Genomic DNA, 18134 nt, shown 5'->3' on the forward strand with positions numbered 1-18134 from the left:
AGGCTCAAGGGCATGGAAGAAATCCGTGGCAACGGCTTGAGGGATTGGCCCATCCAGGATGTGGCCAGGATGGCCGGCACGACCAGCCGCACGCTCAGGCATTACGACGACATCGGGCTCTTGAAGCCCAGCCGGGTGGGCGGGAACGGCTACCGCTATTACGACGGTGCCGCCCTCCTTCAGCTGCAGCGGATCCTTTTGCTGCGGGAGCTGGGCCTGGGGCTGCAGGCCATCGCCGAAGTCTTCCAGCGCCAGGCCGACCCCGTCGCGGCGCTCTCCCGCCACCTTGAGTGGCTGGCGCAGGAGCAACAACGGCTGGCCCGGCAGGCGCAGTCCGTGCAGCAAACCATCGAAACAGTGAAGGCAGGAGGCCAACTGATGGCTGAGAACATGTTTGACGGCTTCGACCATACCCAGTACCGGGAGGAGGTCGAGGAACGCTGGGGCAAGGACGCCTACGCCGCATCTGATGCGTGGTGGCGGGGGATGGACGCCGCGGAAAAGCGGGCGTGGAAGTCCAGGGTGGAGGAGCTGGGCAGGGACTGGAACGCGGCCGGCGCTTCAGGGGTGACGGCGGATGGACCGGAGGCCCAGGACCTGGCACGCAGGCACGTGGCCTGGCTCCAGTCCATTCCCGGAACTCCCGCTGCGGCCGCCGGCGGCGACATCAAGGGATATGTCACCGGACTCGCTGACATGTATGTTGCGGATCCGCGTTTTGCCGCCAACTACGGGGGCATGGACGGGGCCGCCTTCGTGCGGAGCGCCCTGCGCATTTTTGCGGAGAAGCACCTCTGAGGGCACCTGTCAGCGGTTGGCGTTGACCCGCCTGGCCCTCTTGACCCGCCGGACGATGAGCAGGACCACGGCCACGGCGAGCGCAGCGTAGACAGCGTAGTTCAGGACGTGTGAATACTTCTCGATGAGCTGGTACTGGGTGCCCAGCAGGTAGCCGAGGCCAATGAGGGCTCCATTCCACAGCCCGCTGCCGGCGAGGGTGAAGAGGCTGAAGGTGGCCGGTGGCATCGCCGCGGCCCCGGCCGGCAGCGAGATCAGGCTGCGGATGCCTGGGAGGAGGCGGCCGAAGAAAATGGACGATCTTCCGTGGCGGCGGAACCAGGCCGCTGCCTGTTCAAAGTCCTCCCGGTCCACCAAGGGCAGTTTGGACAGCCAGCGGATTGAACGTTCCAGGCCCAGTTTTGCGCCGAGCCAATAGAGCAGCAGGGCACCCAGGTAGGCGCCCAGGGTGCTGGTGGCGAAGACAAGGAGCAGGTTGAGGGAACCTTGCTTGGCAAGGTAGCCCGCCAGGGGAAGGATCACCTCGCTGGGGATGGGAGGCACCACCGTCTCCGCGAGCGTGAAGGCACCCACGCCCCACTCGCCCAGGGTGTCGATAGCCCTCGCCGCGAAGCCCACGATGCCCGTGAGTCCGTCGGTGGGGCTGGCTGCACCGGTCATGGTTGTCCACATACGTCTGTCCCCGTTCGCTGGCATGGCCGTCCGTTACCCGTCATGTCCACAATACGGGCCGCGGAATTCGTCGAGCGCCCCAAGGTCCCCGGAAGCGCGTCCCGGGGTCACCGGTGCTTGAACTGCGGCTCACGCTTTTCTGCGAACGCCGCCATCCCTTCCTTTTGGTCCTCGGTGGCGAACAGCGAGTGGAAGAGCCTCCGTTCAAACAGGACCCCTTGGGCCAGCCCGGTTTCGAAGGCTGCATTCACGGCTTCCTTTGCCGCCATGGCAGCGGGCTTCGACTTGGCGGCGATCAGCCCGGCTGCCTTGAGGGCCTCGGACACCACTTCCTCCGCCGGTACGACCCGGGAGACAAGGCCGCACCGGTCCGCTTCCTCGGCACCGATGAACCTGCCGGTGAGGATCAGGTCCATGGCCTTGGCCTTGCCGATCGCGCGGGTGAGCCGTTGCGAACCCCCCATCCCGGGAAGTACGGCAAGGTTGATTTCCGGCTGGCCGAACTTGGCGTTGTCCCCCGCAATAATGAGGTCGCACATCATCGCGAGCTCGCAGCCGCCGCCCAGGGCAAACCCGGACACCGCCGCGATGGTGGGGATCCGCAGCCGGGTGAAGTCCTCCCAGCCGCGGAACCAGTCCGCGGTGTACATGTCCATGTAGCCCTGATCGGCCATTTCCTTGATGTCGGCGCCCGCCGCGAACGCCTTGGCCGAGCCGGTGATCACCACGGCGCCTACGTTCGGATCGGCGTCCATCGCGGTCACGGCGGCGACCAGTTCCTCCATGGTGGCCTTGTTGAGCGCATTCAACGCCGATGGCCGGTTGAGGGTCACCAGCCCAACCCTGCCTTGTTGCTCCACCAGGATGTTGGCGTATTCAGTCATTCGGGGCTCCCGTCGTCGTGTGCTGCCGTGGTCCGGCTCCGGCCCGTTGCGTCCGTTCCTGTTGCCGCCGCCGTGGTGTCCGCGGCAGCCGGTTCCGCGCTGCCGCGGATATCAGTAATGATGGCGGAGAAGTCGCGGCCGGCGCCGCCCTCCGCGGCAAACGTATCGTAGATGCGGGCGGCGAGCGCCCCCATCTGTCCTGCCACTCCCGTGCTGTTGAGGGCATTGACCGCCAGGTTGAGGTCCTTGGCCATCAGCGCCGCCGCAAAACCCGGCTGGTAGTCCCTGTTGGCCGGGCTGGCGGGGACGGGTCCGGGTACCGGGCAGTTGGTGGTGAGCGCCCAGCATTGGCCCGAGGCGGCGGAGGCGACGTCGAACAGGGCCTGGTGGCTCAGGCCCAGCTTTTCGCCGAGGACAAACGCCTCGCTGACCGCGATCATGGAAACGCCCAGGATGAGGTTGTTGCAGATCTTGGCAGCCTGGCCCGCACCGTGGCCGCCGCAATGGACCACGCGTTTGCCCATCACCTCCAGGAGCGGCCGCACCGACTCGAAGTCCTGCGCTTCGCCGCCGGCCATGAATGTCAACGTCGCTGCTTCGGCGCCCACCACGCCGCCCGAAACGGGCGCGTCGACCGAACGGTGGCCTGCTTCACCGGCCAGGCGCGCGGCCTCCCGTGCCTCATCGACGTTGATGGTGGAGCAGTCAAGGAACATGGTGCCTGGCGGAGCCGCAGCCAGCAATCCGGGTTGTCCGGCGTTGCCGCGGTAGGCGTCCAGGACGTGTCCACCGCTGGGGAACATGGTCAGCACGACGTCGGCCTCCGCTACGGCGCCAGCCGCGCTGGCCGCGACCGGCACACCATGTTCCCGTGCCGCTTGGACGGCGACAGGCACCACATCGAAAGCAACCACCGCATAGCCGGCCCGGACCAAGTTCACGGCCATGGGACCGCCCATGTGCCCCAGGCCGAGGAAAGCCACGGTTCCCGTCTCAGGCATGGTCCGCCTCCTCGGGTGCGCGTTCCGGGTGCAGGTCCAACTCCCGGCCCTCCAGCGGTTCGAAGAACCTGTCCACCTGTCCTGGAAGCACGTCAGCCAGTGTTGCCGGTTTCCACTGCGGATTCCTGTCCTTGTCCACAACTTGGGCGCGGATGCCTTCGCGGAAGTCGGGACCGGCCAGGAACCGGATTCCGGCACGGTACTCCTGGGCAAGCGCTTCATCCAGGGTCAGTCCAGCGGCCCGGCGCAGCGACGCCAGGGTGACCTTGACAGAGGTGGGTGACTTGGCTTCGATCGTGTCGGCCGCCTCCACCGCAGCCTCCCTCCCGGGCCCCGCCCACTCCCGGAGGCGCCGGACGATCCGGGCTGCGTCATCCGAGGCGTAGCAGGCGTCGATCCAGTCACGGTGCCCGGCGAGCAGCGAGTCCGGGGCCGGCTGGGTATACCGTTCGACGACGTCTTCCGCGTCATGGTCCACAAGGGCGGCCGCCAGGTCCGTCAGCGATCCTGACGGTACGTAGTGGTCCGCAAGGCCAAGGAACACCGCGTCGCCGGCGCCAAGATGCGCGCCGGTCAGGGCAGCGTGCGTTCCGGCCTCGCCGGGTGCGTGCGAGAGCAGGTAGGTGCCACCAACGTCCGGGGCGAATCCGATGGTGGTTTCCGGCATGCCCGTCCTGGTCCGCTCCGTGACCACCCGGACACTCCCGTGCGCGGAGATCCCCACCCCGCCGCCGAGGACCAGGCCATCCATGAGGGCCACGTACGGCTTGGGATACCGGGCGATCAGGGAGTTCAGCCGGTATTCTGCCTGCCAGAAACCTGCCGTCCGGTGTCCGCCGTGCAACATGTCCTCGTATATGGCCACAATGTCGCCGCCGGCGCAGAGGCCGCGTTCCCCGGCGCCCTGCACCAGGACGGTGGCGACGTCATCGTCCCCGGCCCACGCGGTGAGCTGCCGGAGCATCAGGTCCACCATTCCGGCGGTGAGTGCGTTCACGGCTTTAGGCCTGTTGAGCGTGACCAGGCCCAGCCGGCCGCGGCGCTCAAACAGTACTTCCGGGTGCCCGTTGCCGGCGGCACCATCCATTCCCTTGGCTGCGGTCATCGGCTGGCTGCTCCTTCGCATGGTGGCCGGACGAGTGATCCAGGTCATTCTGGTTGCGAATATACCCGCCGCGTCATGCTGGGGACCAACCGCGTGCGGTGCCGCCCGGACTGGCGGGAGGCTTTACCCGGCGCGCAGCTGCCAAGGTAAGTTAGGAACCGTGAAGATAGCTACCTGGAATGTGAATTCGCTCCGTGCCCGCGCCGACCGTGTTGAAGCCTGGCTCCAGCGCAGCGACTGCGACGTCCTGGCCATCCAGGAGACCAAGTGCAAGGACGAGAACTTTCCGTGGGAGCTCTTTGAACGGATGGGCTACGAGGTTGCCCACTTCGGCGTAAACCAGTGGAACGGCGTGGCCATCGCCTCCCGTGTTGGACTTGAGGACGTGGAGCGGACATTCCTGGACCAGCCCTCGTTCGGCAAGGCCGGCAAGGACCCCGTCCAGGAGGCCCGCGCCATGGCTGCCACCTGCGGCGGCGTCAGGGTCTGGAGCCTGTATGTCCCCAACGGGCGTTCCCTGGACGACGAACACATGCCTTACAAGCTCAAGTGGCTGGAAAGCCTGAAAACGCACGCCCAGGGCCTGGTTACGGACAACCCGCAGGCGCAGGTCGCATTGATGGGCGACTGGAACATCGCCCCATTCGACGACGACGTCTGGGACATCGACTTGTTCGTCAACAACCGCTACACCCATGTCAGTCCGCCGGAGCGTGCGGCGTTCCATGCCTTCGAGTCCGCCGGCTTCACCGACGTTGTGCGCCCCTACACCCCCGGCCCGGGCGTCTACACGTACTGGGACTACACCCAGCTCCGGTTTCCCAAGAAGGAAGGCATGCGGATCGACTTCATCCTGGCCTCCCCCGCCTTGGCAGCCCGGGTCACCGGCGCCTCGATCGACCGCGAGGAACGGAAAGGCAAAGGCGCCTCGGACCACGCTCCCGTGCTGGTGGAGCTGGCGGACTGATGACAGCCCCCTGCGCCCATCCAAGGAGACCGTCATGACGGGAAACCTCTACCGGGGCCAGGCAGGCCTGCCATTTTCCTCCACGCTGCGCGTCTACGAACCCTTGGACGCCTTTCCGGCGGAACAACGACCCGCCCTCCAGGCCGCCGGCGAGCGCGCCGCGTCCCGTGCCGCCGTCGAAAACGCTGAACTGCTGGCCTCGCTGGGGCGGATCACCCGCTCCGGCGGTGATCCGTTTCCCACCGGGCGCACCGACCTGGTGCGCGTCACCACCGCGCCGGCACCGGACGGCGGAACGGCCGACGACGGCGCTGCCGCTGGCACCGCGCCAGTGTTGCTGTACTGCCCCAGCCAGCTCGTCCTGCGCGCCGGGTTGGCCGCCAACGCCCTGATGGAAGGGATCCACGGCCCGCTGGCGGAGCTGCTGATCCCTGAGGAACAGCGCGACCGGCACCAGGAGCGGATCGACCTGGTGAAGGCACGGGACGGATCCGTCCGCGTGCACACGCGGGCCTCCACCTGGGGCATCCCGTTCAGTTGGTTCTCGCTGTTCATGGAGTCCGACCGCAAGGACGTCGTGGAAGCCGCCGGCCGCATCCTTACGGTCCGCGTCTGGGCCCCGATCACAGACGCCTTGGAGCGGGCCCGCTACGCCGTGGCCAACCTGGCGCTGGCCGCCCCGGACCTTGACATGCTTGACGACCTGGCACAGCTGACCGAATGGCTGGAGCTGTTCCACGTGAACTCCATGGTGGAGCTGGACTATGGTGCCGTCGCAGACAAGGTGTACCCGGACGAATCACCCATGGACATCAGGCTGGGCATCGAGTGCCTGGCTGAGGGCGACATGACCGGCGCCGCGGCCGCCTATCGCAGGCTCGCCTCGCGCTGGATCCCTATCCGGCAGCTTGCCCGCGCTTCTTGAGGCCGTTTCACGCCTTGGGCGGCGCGGTGGTGCGCCGGATAATCAGTTCATGCGGAGCAACGGCGGACCGGACGGACCCGATGTCCCCGTCCAGTTCGTCCAGGAGCATCTTGGTGGCCAGTTCGGCCTGCTCATCCGGGCGTTGCCCAACGGTGGTGAGGCCCATGGCATCCGCGAAGTCGTGGTTGTCGATCCCCACCACTGACAGTTCGCCGGGGATGTTAACGCCGAGGCGGTTGGCTTCGAAGATGACCCCCATGGCCATTTCGTCAGACGCGCAGAAGATTGCTGTGGGCTTCGGCCCGGAACCGGACCAAAGGCGGCGGAAGGCTTCCTGGCCGCTGCGCACCGTGAAGTCGCCCCATTCGTCCCACTCCGGCCGGGTGGCAAGGCCTGCGGCGGCCATGACGTCCTTGAACGCCAGGATGCGCACCCTCGGGACGTCGAAGTTGAGGTCGGTCTCGTCGTCGCCGTGCAGCAACGCGATGTCCCGGTGGCCCAGGTCGATCAAGTGCCGGACCGCCGTTGAGGCTGCCGCGTAGTCGTCAATGCCGATGTAGGGGCACTCTTCGACGTGGCCGCCCACCACCACCAGCGGGATGTCGATTTTTTGCAGGTGTTCGATTTCTTCGTGGCTGAGCGCCATGCAGAGCACCAGCAGGGCATCGATCTGCTTGTAGACCATGGTCTTGCTGAAGAGCCGCTCGCGGTTGCTGCCGTGGCCGCCGAGGTTGAACAGGGAGAGGTTGTAATGCCGGGCGTGCAGCTCGCGGTCCGCACCCTCAATGGCCTTGGAGAAGAACCAGCGGCTCACGAACGGCGCCAGGACGCCAATGGTCTTGGTGCGCCCCGTGGCCAGTCCGGAAGCAGAGGACGATGCCACGTAGCCCAGGTTTCCCGCGACTTCGAGGATTTTCTCCCTGGTGGCCGGCGAGACGCGGGGCAACCCACGGACGGCGCGGGAGACGGTTGCGGTAGAGACTCCGGCGGCCGCTGCCACGTCCTCGATGCTGACGCCATTATGGCCGCCCCGTTGGGACCTTTCCGTTGTCCGTGCCACCGTGTCCCCTCATAACTCCTGCGCGGCGCAGAGCCGGCTGGCCCTGCGTCTACCCCCAAGCCTCGTATTTTTCCATTCCGCGGCCGGGCAGTGGTAACTGTGGCGGGGACCGCTGTTTTTAAGTGCGCCTACTTGCGGGCCGGCAGCCTACGCCGCAGGCGCACCATTCCGTACAGGGCCAGCAGGGTTGCCAGCAGGCCCAAGGCCCAGCCAATGGCCGGCTGCGCGGTAATTTCCATCCACACAGTGACCACCAGGAGGACCACTGCCCAAAAACCAAGGAAACCGATGATGATGTCGAAATCCTCGCCCGACCTGACCAGCCGGCTGCGGTTGCCCGCCCCCGCTGGTGTGCGGGGGCGGGCACCGTGATCCGTCACTTGACCGCACCTGCGGTGAGGCCGGCGACGATCTTGCGCTGGAAGACCAGGACCAGGATCACCAGCGGAATGGTGACAATGGTGCCGGCGGCCATGATGGCCGTGTACGGGATCTGGTTGGGCTGTGCACCGGCGAAGTTGGCGATTGCCACCGTGACCGGCTGGGTTGCGTCGCTGGACAGCTGGCTGGCAATCAGGAACTCATTCCAGGATGAAATGAACGCCAGGATTGCCGTGGTGAAGATTGCCGGCGCCGCCAGGGGCATGATGACCTTGCGGAATGCCTGCCCTTGGGTGCAGCCGTCAACGCGGGCCGATTCCTCCAGCTCCCACGGCATTTCCCGGAAGAACGAGGTCATGGTGTAGACCGTCAGCGGGAGCACGAAGGAGATGTTGGGGATAATCAGCGCCTGGTAGGTGCCCATCCAGCCGATGTTGGTGAACAGCTGGAAAAGCGGGGTGATCAGGGCAACGCCCGGGAACATGGAAGCACCCAGGATGAAACCGAGCACCAGGTACTTGAACCGGAAATTCAACCGGGCCAGGGCGTAGGCAGCAAACACGCCGATCACCAGCGATACGACCGTCACCACGCCGCCAATGAACACGCTGTTCAGCAGTGCCTGTCCGAACCTGTTGCCGAAGGACGTATCGAAGGCGGTGATGAAGTTGTCCATGGTGACATGGGTGGGCAGGATCGAGGTGTCGTACGTGAACCCGACCTCGCGGAAGGCGGTGACCACCATCCAGTAGGCCGGTGCGAGGCACCAGATCAGGACGACGACGGCACTGATGTAGGTCCTGCCCTGGGCCCACTTCTCCCGGTTCTGGGCAGTTTTGCGACCCTTGTCCTGGCGTGCCCGCAGGGCGGTGGCGTCTGCCGTTGCCGTGGTCATTTCTTCCCCTTTCCGGTTGCGCCGCTCTGCTCAACCACATTTGCCCCGAGGAAGCGGACAAAGATGAAAGCGACCAGGAAGATGATGATGAACGTGATGGTGGACAACGCCGCCGCGGAATTGAAGCCCTGCCTGATCTGGTTGATGACCAGGATGGACAGCGTGGTGGTGTTGTTCGCGCCGCCGGTAAGGATGTACGGCAGGTCGAACATGCGCAGTGCATCCAGGGTACGGAACAGGATCGCCACCATCAGCGCCGGTTTGACCAGCGGCAAGGTGATGAGCCGGAAGCGCTGCCACGCGGACGCACCGTCCACCTTGGCCGCCTCATAGACTTCGGCCGGAATCATCTGCAGGCCCGCAAGGATCAGCAGTGCCATGAACGGCGTCGTCTTCCAGACGTCGGCAATGATGACGGCCCACTTGGCCGGCCACTCGCTGCCGGTCCACAGGATGGTGGTGTTGAACAGCTTGTTGGCGATGCCCTCGAAAGCGAAGATGAAGAACCAGAGCTTTGCCGTCACAGCCGTGGGGATGGCCCACGGCACCAGGACGGCCGCGCGGACGAGGCTCCGGCCCCGGAAGGTGCGGGCCATGATCACAGCCATCCAGAAACCCAGCACCGTTTCCAGCGTCACCGTCACGATTGTGAAGAAGAACGTGGTGGCAGTGGCGGACCAGAATTGGCCGCCCAAGGTGCCCGGCGGGCAGGCGACGGTACCGCCGGCGGGCGCGGAACACTGTTGCGCCAGCCAGTTGACGTAGTTTTGGATGCCGGCCGAGCCGCCTGCCGTGAACAGGCCGGTGGCGGGATCGAGGCCGGCGTCCTTCTGGAAGGACATCACGATCGCGCTGATGATGGGGTATACGATCACAATGCCCAAGGCCACGATGGTCGGGGCGAGCAGCCAGGACGCCCAGCGACCCTGGCTTGCGATCCTGTTGTCTTCCCCTACGCCCTTGGGCGCGTGATGGACAGGGGCAGCGCCCGACGCCGGTGACTTAACCGGCGTCGGGCCTAGTTCGGTTGCCATGGCAGGACTACGATCCTGCACCGGCGGATTGAATGGCGTTCTGCATGTCGGAAAGTGCAGCGTCCACTGTCTTTTCTCCCTTGATAGCGGAGTAGGCATTATCTTGGATTGCCTTGGTGACAGCCGGGTAGAAAGGCGTTACGGGACGCGGTACGGCGTTCTCGATGGACGTCTTCAGGACCGGCAGGTAGGGCAGCTTGGCAACCAGTTCCTGGTCTTCATAGAGCGAGCCGAGGACCGGAGCCAGGGAACCCTGGGTGGCGTAGAACTTCTCGGTCTCCGCAGAGGTCATGAACTTCATGAAGTCCAGTGCGGTGGCTTTGTTCTTGGAGTACACGCTGGTGGCGAGGTTGTGGCCGCCCAGCGAGGACGCACCAGGGCCGCTCTTGCCGGGCAGTGCCGCAAGGCCGGTCTTGTCCTTCACAGCCGAAGATCCTTCGGTGGTGATCAGGTTGAAGGCGTAGGGCCAGTTGCGCAGGAACAGGAGCTTTCCGCTCTGGAACGCCTGGCGGCTGTCCTCTTCCTTGTAGGTGATGGCTTCCTTGGGGATGTTCCCGTCAGCGTAGGCCTTGGCCAGGTTGCCCAGGCCGGCCTTCGCTTCCGCCGTGTTTACGCTGGGCTTGCCGTCCTTGTCCAGGACTGAGCCGCCGGCGGAGTTGATGGCCTCGGATGCGTTGACGGTCAGGCCTTCATACTTGCTGAACTGGCCGGCGTAGCAACCAATGTTGTTCTGCTTGGCGATGGAGCACATGCTCATCATCTCGTCCCAGGTCTTGGGAGGCGTGGGAACCAGGTCCTTGCGGTAGTACAGGATGCCGCCGTCAGAGGTTTGCGGGGCCGCGTAAAGGGTGCCCTTGTAGGTGGCGCTGTCCACGGTGGGCTTCAGCATGGCGCTGGTGTCGATCGCCATCTTGTCCTTCAACGGCTGCAACCAGCCCTTGGCCGCGAACTCCGCGGTCCAGACAACGTCGACGTCAACAACGTCGTAGTCGGACTGCTTGGCCTGGAAGTGCTGGACCAGGTCATCGTGCTGCTGGTCGGCCTGGTCGGTCTGCTCCTTGAAGGTGACCTTTTCATTCGGGTGCGCGGCATTCCACTTGTCAATGAGCGGACGGACGACGTTGCTGTTGTCCTTGCCCTGGACATACGTGATGGGGCCGCGGCCGTCGAGGTTGGCATCAGCATCGCTGCCTCCCCCGCCGGTGGTGCCCCCTCCGCCGCCGCCGCAGGCGGACAACGTCAGGGCCAGAATGCCGGCCGTGGCGGCCGGAAGCAGGAATCTCGGGGTTTTCATTAGCTTGAAGCTCCTCGCTGAGTGACAAGTAAGTCGACAGTGCGCTTGTAGGTGAGGTTGATGTGGTGACCATCACACTAGTAAGGTTGCTGTCGCGAATGCAAGCGTTTACATCAAAAAGTTATCTTAGGGGAACCAAATGCCCAACCTATCCGTTCCGGTACCCCGTCCCGTACCCTCCGCATGGTGGGCGGACGCGGTGGTCTACCAGATTTACCCCCGGTCCTTCGCCGATGGGAATGGCGATGGGATGGGCGATTTGCGGGGCGTCCTGCTGCGGCTCCCCTACCTGGAAAAGCTGGGCGTGGACGCTGTCTGGCTCTCCCCCTTCTACAAGTCGCCCCAGGCCGACGGCGGTTACGACGTCGCCGACTACCGCCAGGTGGATCCGCTCTTCGGCACCTTGGCGGACTTCGACGCGATGTTGCAGGAAGCTCATCGCCGCGGCCTGAAGGTCATCGTGGACCTGGTCCCAAACCACACTTCCGACGAACACACCTGGTTCCAGGCGGCGCTGCGGGCAGCCCCGGGAAGCCCAGAACGGGAACGGTACATCTTCCGTGACGGCAAGGACGAAGTGCCGGGATCGGGGGATGGCCGGCTGGCGCCCAACAATTGGAAATCCATCTTCGGCGGACCGGCATGGACCCGCCTTACCAACGCTGACGGCTCACCCGGCCAGTGGTACCTGCACCTGTTCGACACCAGGCAACCCGACCTGAACTGGGAAAACCCGGAAGTACAGGAGGAGATGCGCTCCGTGCTGCGCTTCTGGCTGGACCGCGGTGCGGACGGCTTCAGGGTGGACGTGGCCCATGGACTGGTCAAAGAGGCAGGCCTTCCTGACTGGGACGGAGCCGCGGCCATGGTGGAAGGAACAACGGGTCCGCGCAGGGAAAGCCACCTGCCCGGGGATGCTCCCCACGCCCACACCGATGCCGAGGAGCCGCACCGGGCCGTCTCGCCGATGTACCCGCCATCGCCCTTCTTCGACCAGGATGGCGTGCATGAGATCTACCGCGACTGGAACCGGGTCCTGGCCGAATACGGAGGGGACCGGATGATGGTGGCGGAAGCCTGGGTTGAACCCGCCGAACGCCTGGCCAGGTACGTCAGGCCGGATGAGATGCAACAGGCCTTCAATTTTGATTTCCTGCTGGCCGGCTGGGATGCCGGGCGGATGGCTGACGCCATCAATGCGTCCTTGGCAGCGGCCGCGTCCGTGGGCGCTCCGTGCACGTGGGTGCTCAGCAACCACGACACCGTGCGGCACAGCACAAGGTTTGGACTCAAGGATCCGACCACGTTCCCGAAGGGCATAGGCGCCGGTGACGAACAACCGGACGCTGCCCTGGGCCTTGCCCGCGCCCGCGCCGCCACGTTGGTTGCGCTGGCATTGCCGGGTTCGGCCTACCTCTACCAGGGGGAGGAGTTGGGGCTTCCGGAGCACACCACCCTTCCCGACGCGGCCAGGCAGGATCCGACATTCTTCAGGACCCAGGGCGCCGAGATCGGCCGCGACGGGTGCCGCGTCCCGCTGCCATGGGCCCAGGGCGAACCGGGGTTCGGGTTCTCCGGCGGGGACTCCGGCCAGGCGCCCTGGCTCCCGCAGCCGGACAGCTTCGGCCCCCTGGCTGCGGACCAGCAGGACGGCGAGGAAGGTTCAACCCTTGAGCTCTACCGGGCCGCTCTTGCGTTCAGGTCGGCGCGCCACCTTGGCAGGGGAACCGTTGAATGGACAGAGGAGCACGCGCCGGACAGTGGGCTGCTGGCATTCCGGAACGGAGATGTCATAGTCCTGTCCAACCTGGGCTTCGCCTCGGCACCTGTGCCCAACGGTTACACCGTAGCGCTGTCCAGCGGGCCTGAACCGGCCAGCGACCGGGCAGCGATGCGGGAAGTTCCCGTGGACTGCACCGTCTACCTCCTTGAGGACTGACCCGCAGGAGGACTGACAGTCGGGCCCGCATGCAGTTCAGCGGACCCGCTCAGCCCGGCTGAAGCGCGTCCGCGCCCCGGCACCGATGTGGATGAGGACCGGAATCTCCTTGCCCACCACGGCTTCCAAGGCGTCCAGGAGCCCCGATACCTCGGCAGCCAACAGGTGTGGTGCCACACCCTGGCGGGGCAAGAGCCGGACCTTGAGCGCGGGCGAGCCCTTCACGTCATAGGTGGTGACGGTGGAACCGGCAAGGTCTGGACGCCCCTCAAGGGCCTGCTTGAGCGCCTGTTCGGCGACGCCGCCTCCGATCCGGACATCGCCGGGAACATCACCGGGGTCGTACTCGGCCGCGAGGACGTTGGCCCGGCCCTTTCCCTGTTGCGCAATCCAGCCCACCATGAGTCCCATGAGGACCAGCAGCGCCAAGGCCACCGCGATCCACAGCCAGCTCTCCTGCTGTCCGGGGAAACGGGTGGAATTGAAGGCCTGGGTAATGCCTTCCCACGCCCCGGAGGCCCAAGCGTGCCACCACGGACCGATTGCGGGCACAATTGCCAGCAAGACCAGCAGCAGGCCCGCCGTCAGCAGGACAACGCCCAGCAGGGTGAGGAGGATCCGGTTCAGCAGGGCAGGGGTACTGGTCATGCGCCGATCACCCCGGACGGGGCCACGTTGACGCGGGCAACGGGGGCAGGTTCCAGCTGCATCTGGTCCAGTTCATCGCTGACTGCGGCAAGGACGCGGCCCTGGTCCACCGCAACACCGGAGGTGGGCCGGACGTTCACCAGGACCTGGCGCTGGGAGACCACCACCATGACTTGCTCCGGCGTGACGTTCGCCGCCAGCCGGGCACGGCGTGCGATCGAGGACGCCACGACTTCGTCGTCCACCACCGCGGCCGAGGACCCGCCACGACGGACGCCGGCCAGCTGGTGGCGCGCCCGCCGTCCCGGAAGTATCCCGTTGAGCAAGAAAATCACACCCAGCATGCCCAGCACCCCGCCGATCGCTCCCAGCAGCAGTGGCGGTACGCCGGACGGCAGATCCACGATCCGTTGGGCCGCCACCTGCGGCTCAATCAGCCAGGCAGGCTGCCCGACGGCATGGACACCGGATTCGAGGACGCCGTAACCGGCCAGCACCAGGACCAGGACGGCAGCTGCGATCGAGACCGCGGCGCGCGTCGAATGCGTCTCGCGGTAGGTGATCCGGCGCATGTCCGGCCCGTCGTTCCCCCGGGCACCAGCCCTTGCACGGCGGTTTTCCACGCTGCCGCTCATTGCACCCGCCCTCCTGTGCTGATCTTTGCCCCGCTGATGCGGATATCCACCCGGCTCAGCCTGGAACCGCTGAGCTCCGAGACCGTCTGCAGAATGGCCGCCTTCGCCTTGACCGTGCGATCCCAGATGGATCCACCGGATCCCTGGACCCGCGCGGGATCAAGCACAATCGATTCCAAAGGCGGGATGCTGATGGGCGCCACGAGGGACAAGGCCAGCAGGCCGTCGTCGTCCGTCCAATCCGCCCGCACGTCCTGCGCCTCGACGCCCAGGGCCTGTGCGGCGGCCGCCTTGGCGAGGCTGGTCAATGCCTGTGTACTGATCCGGTTGTGGCCGCTGAGCGCCTGCCCACTCGCAACGGGCGCTGGTGAACTCATGAGGATGAACGCCGGCCGATGATGGCATCGATCACGCCGCGCAGATCCAGCTTCCCCTCGGCGGCGCGGCCCAGGACGGCACCGATAGCCATGAAGAGCAGGGACGCGATGAATCCCCACAAGCCGAACTGCAATGACATGAAGGCCACGAAGGCGCCCATGGCCGTACCCGCAACGGTGAGGTTCACAGCAACGCCTCCCGGTCCACAGCCGCCGGCGCCGCCGGCTTGACCGGCGGTGGCACGTACACGTCCGTGATCTCGACATTCACTTCAATGACCTGCAGGCCAACCAGTTCTTCGACGGCGCGGTAAACGGCGGCGCGGACGTCATTGGCCAGCGAGTGCAAGGGGGTCCCGTAACTTGCCACCAGGGTGATATCCACGGCTACCTGCGTTTCGCCCACTTCCGCGTGGACTCCGGCTGCATGGTCCGAACTGCCGACGGCATCACGGATGGCACCCAGCGCACGGGACGGACCCGAGCCAAGGGAATAGACGCCGGGAACGGACCGTGCCGCGATTCCCGCCACCTTGGCCACGGCGGTTTCGGAGATTACGGTGCGCCCGGGCCCCGGACTCGTCACCGGGCTGGCGGCAGGACGGCTTGGCACCACGGGTTGTGGGTTCTGGTATTCCATCAGGCACTCCCCCTTCTGTTGATTCCACCCTATCCCCAGCCTGCGGCAGATGCGCCGGAAACACTGCGGGGCGCCGCGCCCAAGCTTCTGCCCGACGGAAAAGGCCCAGGCGGGGAAGCCCCCAAGGACATCCCCGCCTGGGCGGTATACGGCCGGAATTTACCGGCGGTGGATCAAAAAAGGCCTACTTGTAGAGGCCCTCGCCGCCTACCCGCACGTTGGTAGGCAGGTAACCGAACGGGCCAAGGCCGTTCCGGCCAAAGCTGCGGTCAACCTGCGAGACGCCGTTGCGGAAGTTGATCTTCACGGTCGGCGACAGCGAGCCGCCGCGGACGCCGTTGACGTTGTCGATGAACGACTGCACCAGGCCGCCGGGCTGCACGTAGTGCGAATAGGCCTGGAACTGCCGGCCGTTCTGCTTCGCGGAGGGGCTCTCCGGTGCGTTGGCTGCCAGGTTGAGGTCCGTCGGGGATCCCAGGGCAAGGCCGCTGTTGTTCATCGGCTGGAAGTCGGAACGGATGCCGTCACCCGCGAAGCCGTAAACGCCGTCGGGACCGCGCATACCGGCTGCATAGGTGAACTGGTGGCTGATGGTGAAGAGGTAGTACTTGTTCTTCCCACCCTCATTCTGGATGAAGATCTGCGGCCGTTCAGTCTGGTCGTTCACGCAGTTCGCCGAAAGGATCGGCGGGAGGAAGGACCACTTGGTCAGGTCCTTGTTGTCGGCCACAGCGAGGCCAACGTTTGCGGTCTGGTAGTAGGCGCCGCTGTTCTGGACGTCGCTGACGTTTTCGGCGTGGGGATCGCCCGGCTTATAGCCGAGGTCCTCGTCCTTGCACTTGTAATCGCCGCGGGTGCCGCCGGTGTTGCCTTCGAAGACCATGTAGGTCTTGCCGGGGTGGGCCGGGTCAACGAACGTGTAGGGGTCGCGGAACGCGAAACCGGGGTTCTGCGCCTTGGTCTGGTACATCTTGCCGTCCGGTTCCAGCAGCTTGGTGTGCTGGAACCCATCAAACGTGACGCCGTTCTTGTCAGCATGGATGTTGCCCAGGGCCTTCGCGATCGCAGCATCGGGGGCAATGCCGCCGCCACCGGCATTGCGCTGGGCGATGTCGTAGAACGTGGTGGCCGTGTAGAACACGTTGACGTGGTCACCCTGCATCAGGCGGGTGGAGCCGGACCACTCGGTGTTGCCGATGGAGGTGTTGTCCAGGAACAGGTGGCCGCCGTAGTTCCACTTGTCCTTGGCCGGGTCAGCGTTGGTCTTGCGGAAGAAGTAACCGATCCGGGCATTCCAGTGGCGCTGGTCGAAGCCGTAGCCGGCGTGGCGGTCAGCCACCAGGGAGAAGATGACATCCCAGCCCTTGTAGCTGATCTGGTTGGCATTCTCGTCGGTCAGGGACCAGGTGTCCCAGACCCAGACGTCGTCGTTCATGGTGGGGAAATCCTGGGGAATCTCGGGCATGGTGACGTCGGGGCTCATGGAGTTTTCACCCGGAGTGACCGTCGAGTCGCTCTGGGCCATGATCTGCTTGGCGTCGGCACGGGTCCACTTGGACGTGAAGTCCGACGCCGGATCGAACGCCTGCTGCGTATGTCCGGTCGGGAGGGGGAAGCCTGGAGCGGGTGCCGGCATCTGCTGCACGGCGGGCGGATCGGACGGCTCGTTCGCCTGTGCCGAGGGGACGGCCAGGAAGGCCGAGGCGGCGACGGCCGCGGCCAATGCTGCGGCGGCGGGGCGCCACCGCAGCATCCGGTTTTGGGGGTGCTTGTGCATTGTTGCTCTTCTCGCGGAGTTGTAACTGTTCGTGGAAGACGGGCATATGCCCATTGCCCCGAGAACATCCGCGGCCCCGGCAACACCTCAGGTGCCGTCGGAGACGCCTTTGTGTGTCGGGAATCAACAGGGCCTGGGTAGGGCCCCGGGCAGATGGGAAGCATGCTTCCCCTTGCCGCGATCCACGCTATGGGGCATCCCGCAGCCATTTCAAACCCTGTTTCAGCGCTCCGAATGACTTACCGGCGGGTAAGGTGCAAGCGCTTACGCAATCCAATGCGCGCGCGTGCCACAACGGTTTGGCGCAGGTCAAATGTTTCGTGGCATGGTCGATTTTTTTGTTTCAACCTGCCCGGATGTTGCGCAGGCCACTGGCTGAGCCGAAGCCAGAGCGCCTCTGCGGCGGGCCCCTTGGGGGAGAATCGCGTGCCGGGTTCGAGGCCGGGCAGCCAGTGGGGCAATGCCGGACACTTGGGCGCAGCGTTCGAGGCCGGGATTCCGGGCCGGGCCCCATACGGGCCGCGGATCTTTATCTGCACGCCCCATAGGCCCTTGGCGACGCGAAGATGCGGGTCGCACTGATGCCCGTGGATGGCGCACGATGCCACGCCTTAAACGAAGAAAAGCACCAGTTCCGAAGAACTGATGCTTCCCAGTGGTGGCTCCGACCGGCGTCGATCCGGTGACCTTTCGATTTTCAGTCGAACGCTCTACCAACTGAGCTACAGAGCCTAGGTGACTAGTCACCATGAGAGCCGGAATTTCTTCCAACAATCAGAGCGACCCTGACGGGACTTGAACCCGCGACCTCCGCCGTGACAGGGCGGCGCGCTAACCAACTGCGCTACAGGGCCTTGCGTTTCTTGCTTTCACAGTATCTCTACCGCTTTTTTCAAGGCTTCCAGCCTACCAGACTTTTTCTGCCTGCCTGACCAGTTCCTTGCGTACCCCCAACGGGATTCGAACCCGTGCCGCCGCCGTGAAAGGGCGGTGTCCTAGGCCGCTAGACGATGGGGGCCAGAACCCGTTCGGCACAAAATAAAAGGCGTCAAGCGATGCTTTCCGTCTTTGCCCTTTGCGTTTCTCCGAACTGGACTCAACA

19 protein-coding genes and 3 tRNA genes are annotated in these 18134 nt (G+C 65.3%); 4 read left to right on the forward strand and 18 right to left on the reverse strand.

What is annotated here, in order from left to right; all coding sequences use genetic code 11:
• Positions 1-12 precede the first annotated feature (12 nt).
• Positions 13-798 carry a MerR family transcriptional regulator gene (locus QRM96_RS17670; protein WP_109045847.1) on the forward strand — a complete coding sequence of 262 codons (786 nt, stop codon included), beginning with the start codon at positions 13-15 and terminating at the stop codon, positions 796-798.
• Positions 799-807: 9 nt separating this feature from the next.
• Here the strand turns inward: QRM96_RS17670 and QRM96_RS17675 are convergent, their stop codons facing one another.
• From QRM96_RS17675 to QRM96_RS17690, 4 genes are all read right to left on the reverse strand, one after another.
• Complete coding sequence (locus tag QRM96_RS17675) at positions 808-1470, reverse strand: DedA family protein (RefSeq protein ID WP_133831143.1); 663 nt, start codon at positions 1468-1470, stop codon at positions 808-810.
• A 107-nt stretch (positions 1471-1577) separates the two neighbouring features.
• Complete coding sequence (locus QRM96_RS17680; RefSeq protein WP_285320453.1) at positions 1578-2354, reverse strand: enoyl-CoA hydratase; 777 nt, start codon at positions 2352-2354, stop codon at positions 1578-1580.
• Positions 2351-3355 carry a 3-hydroxyisobutyrate dehydrogenase gene (gene mmsB / locus QRM96_RS17685; RefSeq protein WP_018763105.1) on the reverse strand — a complete coding sequence of 335 codons (1005 nt, stop codon included), beginning with the start codon at positions 3353-3355 and terminating at the stop codon, positions 2351-2353. The genes QRM96_RS17680 and mmsB overlap by 4 nt, the downstream gene beginning before the upstream one ends.
• Positions 3348-4460 carry an enoyl-CoA hydratase/isomerase family protein gene (locus QRM96_RS17690; protein ID WP_285320454.1) on the reverse strand — a complete coding sequence of 371 codons (1113 nt, stop codon included), beginning with the start codon at positions 4458-4460 and terminating at the stop codon, positions 3348-3350. The genes mmsB and QRM96_RS17690 overlap by 8 nt, the downstream gene beginning before the upstream one ends.
• Before the next feature lie 160 nt (positions 4461-4620).
• Between QRM96_RS17690 and QRM96_RS17695 the strand changes: the two genes are divergently transcribed.
• Both QRM96_RS17695 and QRM96_RS17700 read left to right on the forward strand, forming a co-directional pair.
• A complete protein-coding gene (locus QRM96_RS17695) occupies positions 4621-5427 on the forward strand; it encodes an exodeoxyribonuclease III (RefSeq protein WP_026264965.1) in 807 nt (268 codons plus the stop codon).
• 34 nt (positions 5428-5461) lie between these two features.
• The gene (locus QRM96_RS17700) at positions 5462-6352 is read left to right on the forward strand and encodes a DUF8083 family protein (protein ID WP_018763102.1); all 891 of its coding nucleotides are present in this window, start codon (positions 5462-5464) and stop codon (positions 6350-6352) included.
• A gap of 7 nt (positions 6353-6359) precedes the next feature.
• Here QRM96_RS17700 and QRM96_RS17705 read toward each other — a convergent pair whose 3' ends face one another.
• From QRM96_RS17705 to QRM96_RS17725, 5 genes are all read right to left on the reverse strand, one after another.
• Positions 6360-7412 carry a LacI family DNA-binding transcriptional regulator gene (locus tag QRM96_RS17705; protein WP_285320455.1) on the reverse strand — a complete coding sequence of 351 codons (1053 nt, stop codon included), beginning with the start codon at positions 7410-7412 and terminating at the stop codon, positions 6360-6362.
• Between the two features lie 128 nt (positions 7413-7540).
• Positions 7541-7792 carry a hypothetical protein gene (locus QRM96_RS17710; RefSeq protein ID WP_018763100.1) on the reverse strand — a complete coding sequence of 84 codons (252 nt, stop codon included), beginning with the start codon at positions 7790-7792 and terminating at the stop codon, positions 7541-7543.
• The gene (locus QRM96_RS17715) at positions 7789-8688 is read right to left on the reverse strand and encodes a carbohydrate ABC transporter permease (protein WP_018763099.1); all 900 of its coding nucleotides are present in this window, start codon (positions 8686-8688) and stop codon (positions 7789-7791) included. The genes QRM96_RS17710 and QRM96_RS17715 overlap by 4 nt, the downstream gene beginning before the upstream one ends.
• The gene (locus tag QRM96_RS17720; RefSeq protein WP_018763098.1) at positions 8685-9722 is read right to left on the reverse strand and encodes a carbohydrate ABC transporter permease; all 1038 of its coding nucleotides are present in this window, start codon (positions 9720-9722) and stop codon (positions 8685-8687) included. The genes QRM96_RS17715 and QRM96_RS17720 overlap by 4 nt, the downstream gene beginning before the upstream one ends.
• A 7-nt stretch (positions 9723-9729) precedes the next feature.
• Positions 9730-11016 (reverse strand): ABC transporter substrate-binding protein, encoded by a 1287-nt coding sequence (locus QRM96_RS17725; RefSeq protein ID WP_018763097.1) that lies wholly within the window; start codon positions 11014-11016, stop codon positions 9730-9732.
• Between the two features lie 139 nt (positions 11017-11155).
• Between QRM96_RS17725 and QRM96_RS17730 the strand changes: the two genes are divergently transcribed.
• A complete protein-coding gene (locus QRM96_RS17730) occupies positions 11156-12955 on the forward strand; it encodes a glycoside hydrolase family 13 protein (RefSeq protein WP_285320456.1) in 1800 nt (599 codons plus the stop codon).
• A gap of 36 nt (positions 12956-12991) precedes the next feature.
• On the opposite strand, the gene QRM96_RS17735 is transcribed toward QRM96_RS17730, so the two are convergent.
• The 9 genes from QRM96_RS17735 to QRM96_RS17775 form a co-directional block, all read right to left on the reverse strand.
• The gene (locus QRM96_RS17735) at positions 12992-13603 is read right to left on the reverse strand and encodes a hypothetical protein (protein WP_285320457.1); all 612 of its coding nucleotides are present in this window, start codon (positions 13601-13603) and stop codon (positions 12992-12994) included.
• A complete protein-coding gene (locus QRM96_RS17740) occupies positions 13600-14238 on the reverse strand; it encodes a hypothetical protein (RefSeq protein WP_109045840.1) in 639 nt (212 codons plus the stop codon). Before QRM96_RS17740 ends, QRM96_RS17735 begins: the two co-directional genes overlap by 4 nt.
• Positions 14235-14615: a hypothetical protein gene (locus QRM96_RS17745; protein WP_109045839.1), complete on the reverse strand. Its 381-nt coding sequence runs from the start codon at positions 14613-14615 to the stop codon at positions 14235-14237. Before QRM96_RS17745 ends, QRM96_RS17740 begins: the two co-directional genes overlap by 4 nt.
• Positions 14612-14803: a membrane protein gene (locus QRM96_RS17750; RefSeq protein ID WP_018763092.1), complete on the reverse strand. Its 192-nt coding sequence runs from the start codon at positions 14801-14803 to the stop codon at positions 14612-14614. Before QRM96_RS17750 ends, QRM96_RS17745 begins: the two co-directional genes overlap by 4 nt.
• Positions 14800-15255 (reverse strand): Asp23/Gls24 family envelope stress response protein, encoded by a 456-nt coding sequence (locus QRM96_RS17755; protein WP_018763091.1) that lies wholly within the window; start codon positions 15253-15255, stop codon positions 14800-14802. Before QRM96_RS17755 ends, QRM96_RS17750 begins: the two co-directional genes overlap by 4 nt.
• Positions 15256-15439: 184 nt before the next feature.
• Positions 15440-17032 carry a glycoside hydrolase family 68 protein gene (locus QRM96_RS17760; protein WP_018763090.1) on the reverse strand — a complete coding sequence of 531 codons (1593 nt, stop codon included), beginning with the start codon at positions 17030-17032 and terminating at the stop codon, positions 15440-15442.
• Between the two features lie 656 nt (positions 17033-17688).
• A tRNA-Phe gene (locus QRM96_RS17765) sits at positions 17689-17764 on the reverse strand.
• Positions 17765-17812: 48 nt separating this feature from the next.
• Positions 17813-17886, reverse strand: a tRNA-Asp gene (locus tag QRM96_RS17770).
• A 91-nt stretch (positions 17887-17977) separates the two neighbouring features.
• Positions 17978-18050: transfer RNA gene (locus tag QRM96_RS17775), tRNA-Glu, on the reverse strand.
• Positions 18051-18134 lie beyond the last annotated feature (84 nt).

Source organism: Pseudarthrobacter sp. lyk4-40-TYG-27 (assembly GCF_030209295.1).
In the GTDB taxonomy this organism is placed as follows: Bacteria; Actinomycetota; Actinomycetes; order Actinomycetales; family Micrococcaceae; genus Arthrobacter.

Excerpts from the sequence above, each read along its gene's own strand:
- QRM96_RS17670 (WP_109045847.1), top strand. The coding sequence starts at position 13 with ATGGAAGAAATCCGTGGCAACGGCTTGAGGGATTGGCCCATCCAGGAT.
- QRM96_RS17675 (WP_133831143.1), bottom strand. The coding sequence starts at position 1,470 with ATGTGGACAACCATGACCGGTGCAGCCAGCCCCACCGACGGACTCACG.
- QRM96_RS17680 (WP_285320453.1), bottom strand. The coding sequence starts at position 2,354 with ATGACTGAATACGCCAACATCCTGGTGGAGCAACAAGGCAGGGTTGGG.
- mmsB (WP_018763105.1), bottom strand. The coding sequence starts at position 3,355 with ATGCCTGAGACGGGAACCGTGGCTTTCCTCGGCCTGGGGCACATGGGC.
- QRM96_RS17690 (WP_285320454.1), bottom strand. The coding sequence starts at position 4,460 with ATGACCGCAGCCAAGGGAATGGATGGTGCCGCCGGCAACGGGCACCCG.
- QRM96_RS17700 (WP_018763102.1), top strand. The coding sequence starts at position 5,462 with ATGACGGGAAACCTCTACCGGGGCCAGGCAGGCCTGCCATTTTCCTCC.
- QRM96_RS17715 (WP_018763099.1), bottom strand. The coding sequence starts at position 8,688 with ATGACCACGGCAACGGCAGACGCCACCGCCCTGCGGGCACGCCAGGAC.
- QRM96_RS17720 (WP_018763098.1), bottom strand. The coding sequence starts at position 9,722 with ATGGCAACCGAACTAGGCCCGACGCCGGTTAAGTCACCGGCGTCGGGC.
- QRM96_RS17725 (WP_018763097.1), bottom strand. The coding sequence starts at position 11,016 with ATGAAAACCCCGAGATTCCTGCTTCCGGCCGCCACGGCCGGCATTCTG.
- QRM96_RS17730 (WP_285320456.1), top strand. The coding sequence starts at position 11,156 with ATGCCCAACCTATCCGTTCCGGTACCCCGTCCCGTACCCTCCGCATGG.
- QRM96_RS17735 (WP_285320457.1), bottom strand. The coding sequence starts at position 13,603 with ATGACCAGTACCCCTGCCCTGCTGAACCGGATCCTCCTCACCCTGCTG.
- QRM96_RS17740 (WP_109045840.1), bottom strand. The coding sequence starts at position 14,238 with ATGAGCGGCAGCGTGGAAAACCGCCGTGCAAGGGCTGGTGCCCGGGGG.
- QRM96_RS17745 (WP_109045839.1), bottom strand. The coding sequence starts at position 14,615 with ATGAGTTCACCAGCGCCCGTTGCGAGTGGGCAGGCGCTCAGCGGCCAC.
- QRM96_RS17755 (WP_018763091.1), bottom strand. The coding sequence starts at position 15,255 with ATGGAATACCAGAACCCACAACCCGTGGTGCCAAGCCGTCCTGCCGCC.
- QRM96_RS17760 (WP_018763090.1), bottom strand. The coding sequence starts at position 17,032 with ATGCACAAGCACCCCCAAAACCGGATGCTGCGGTGGCGCCCCGCCGCC.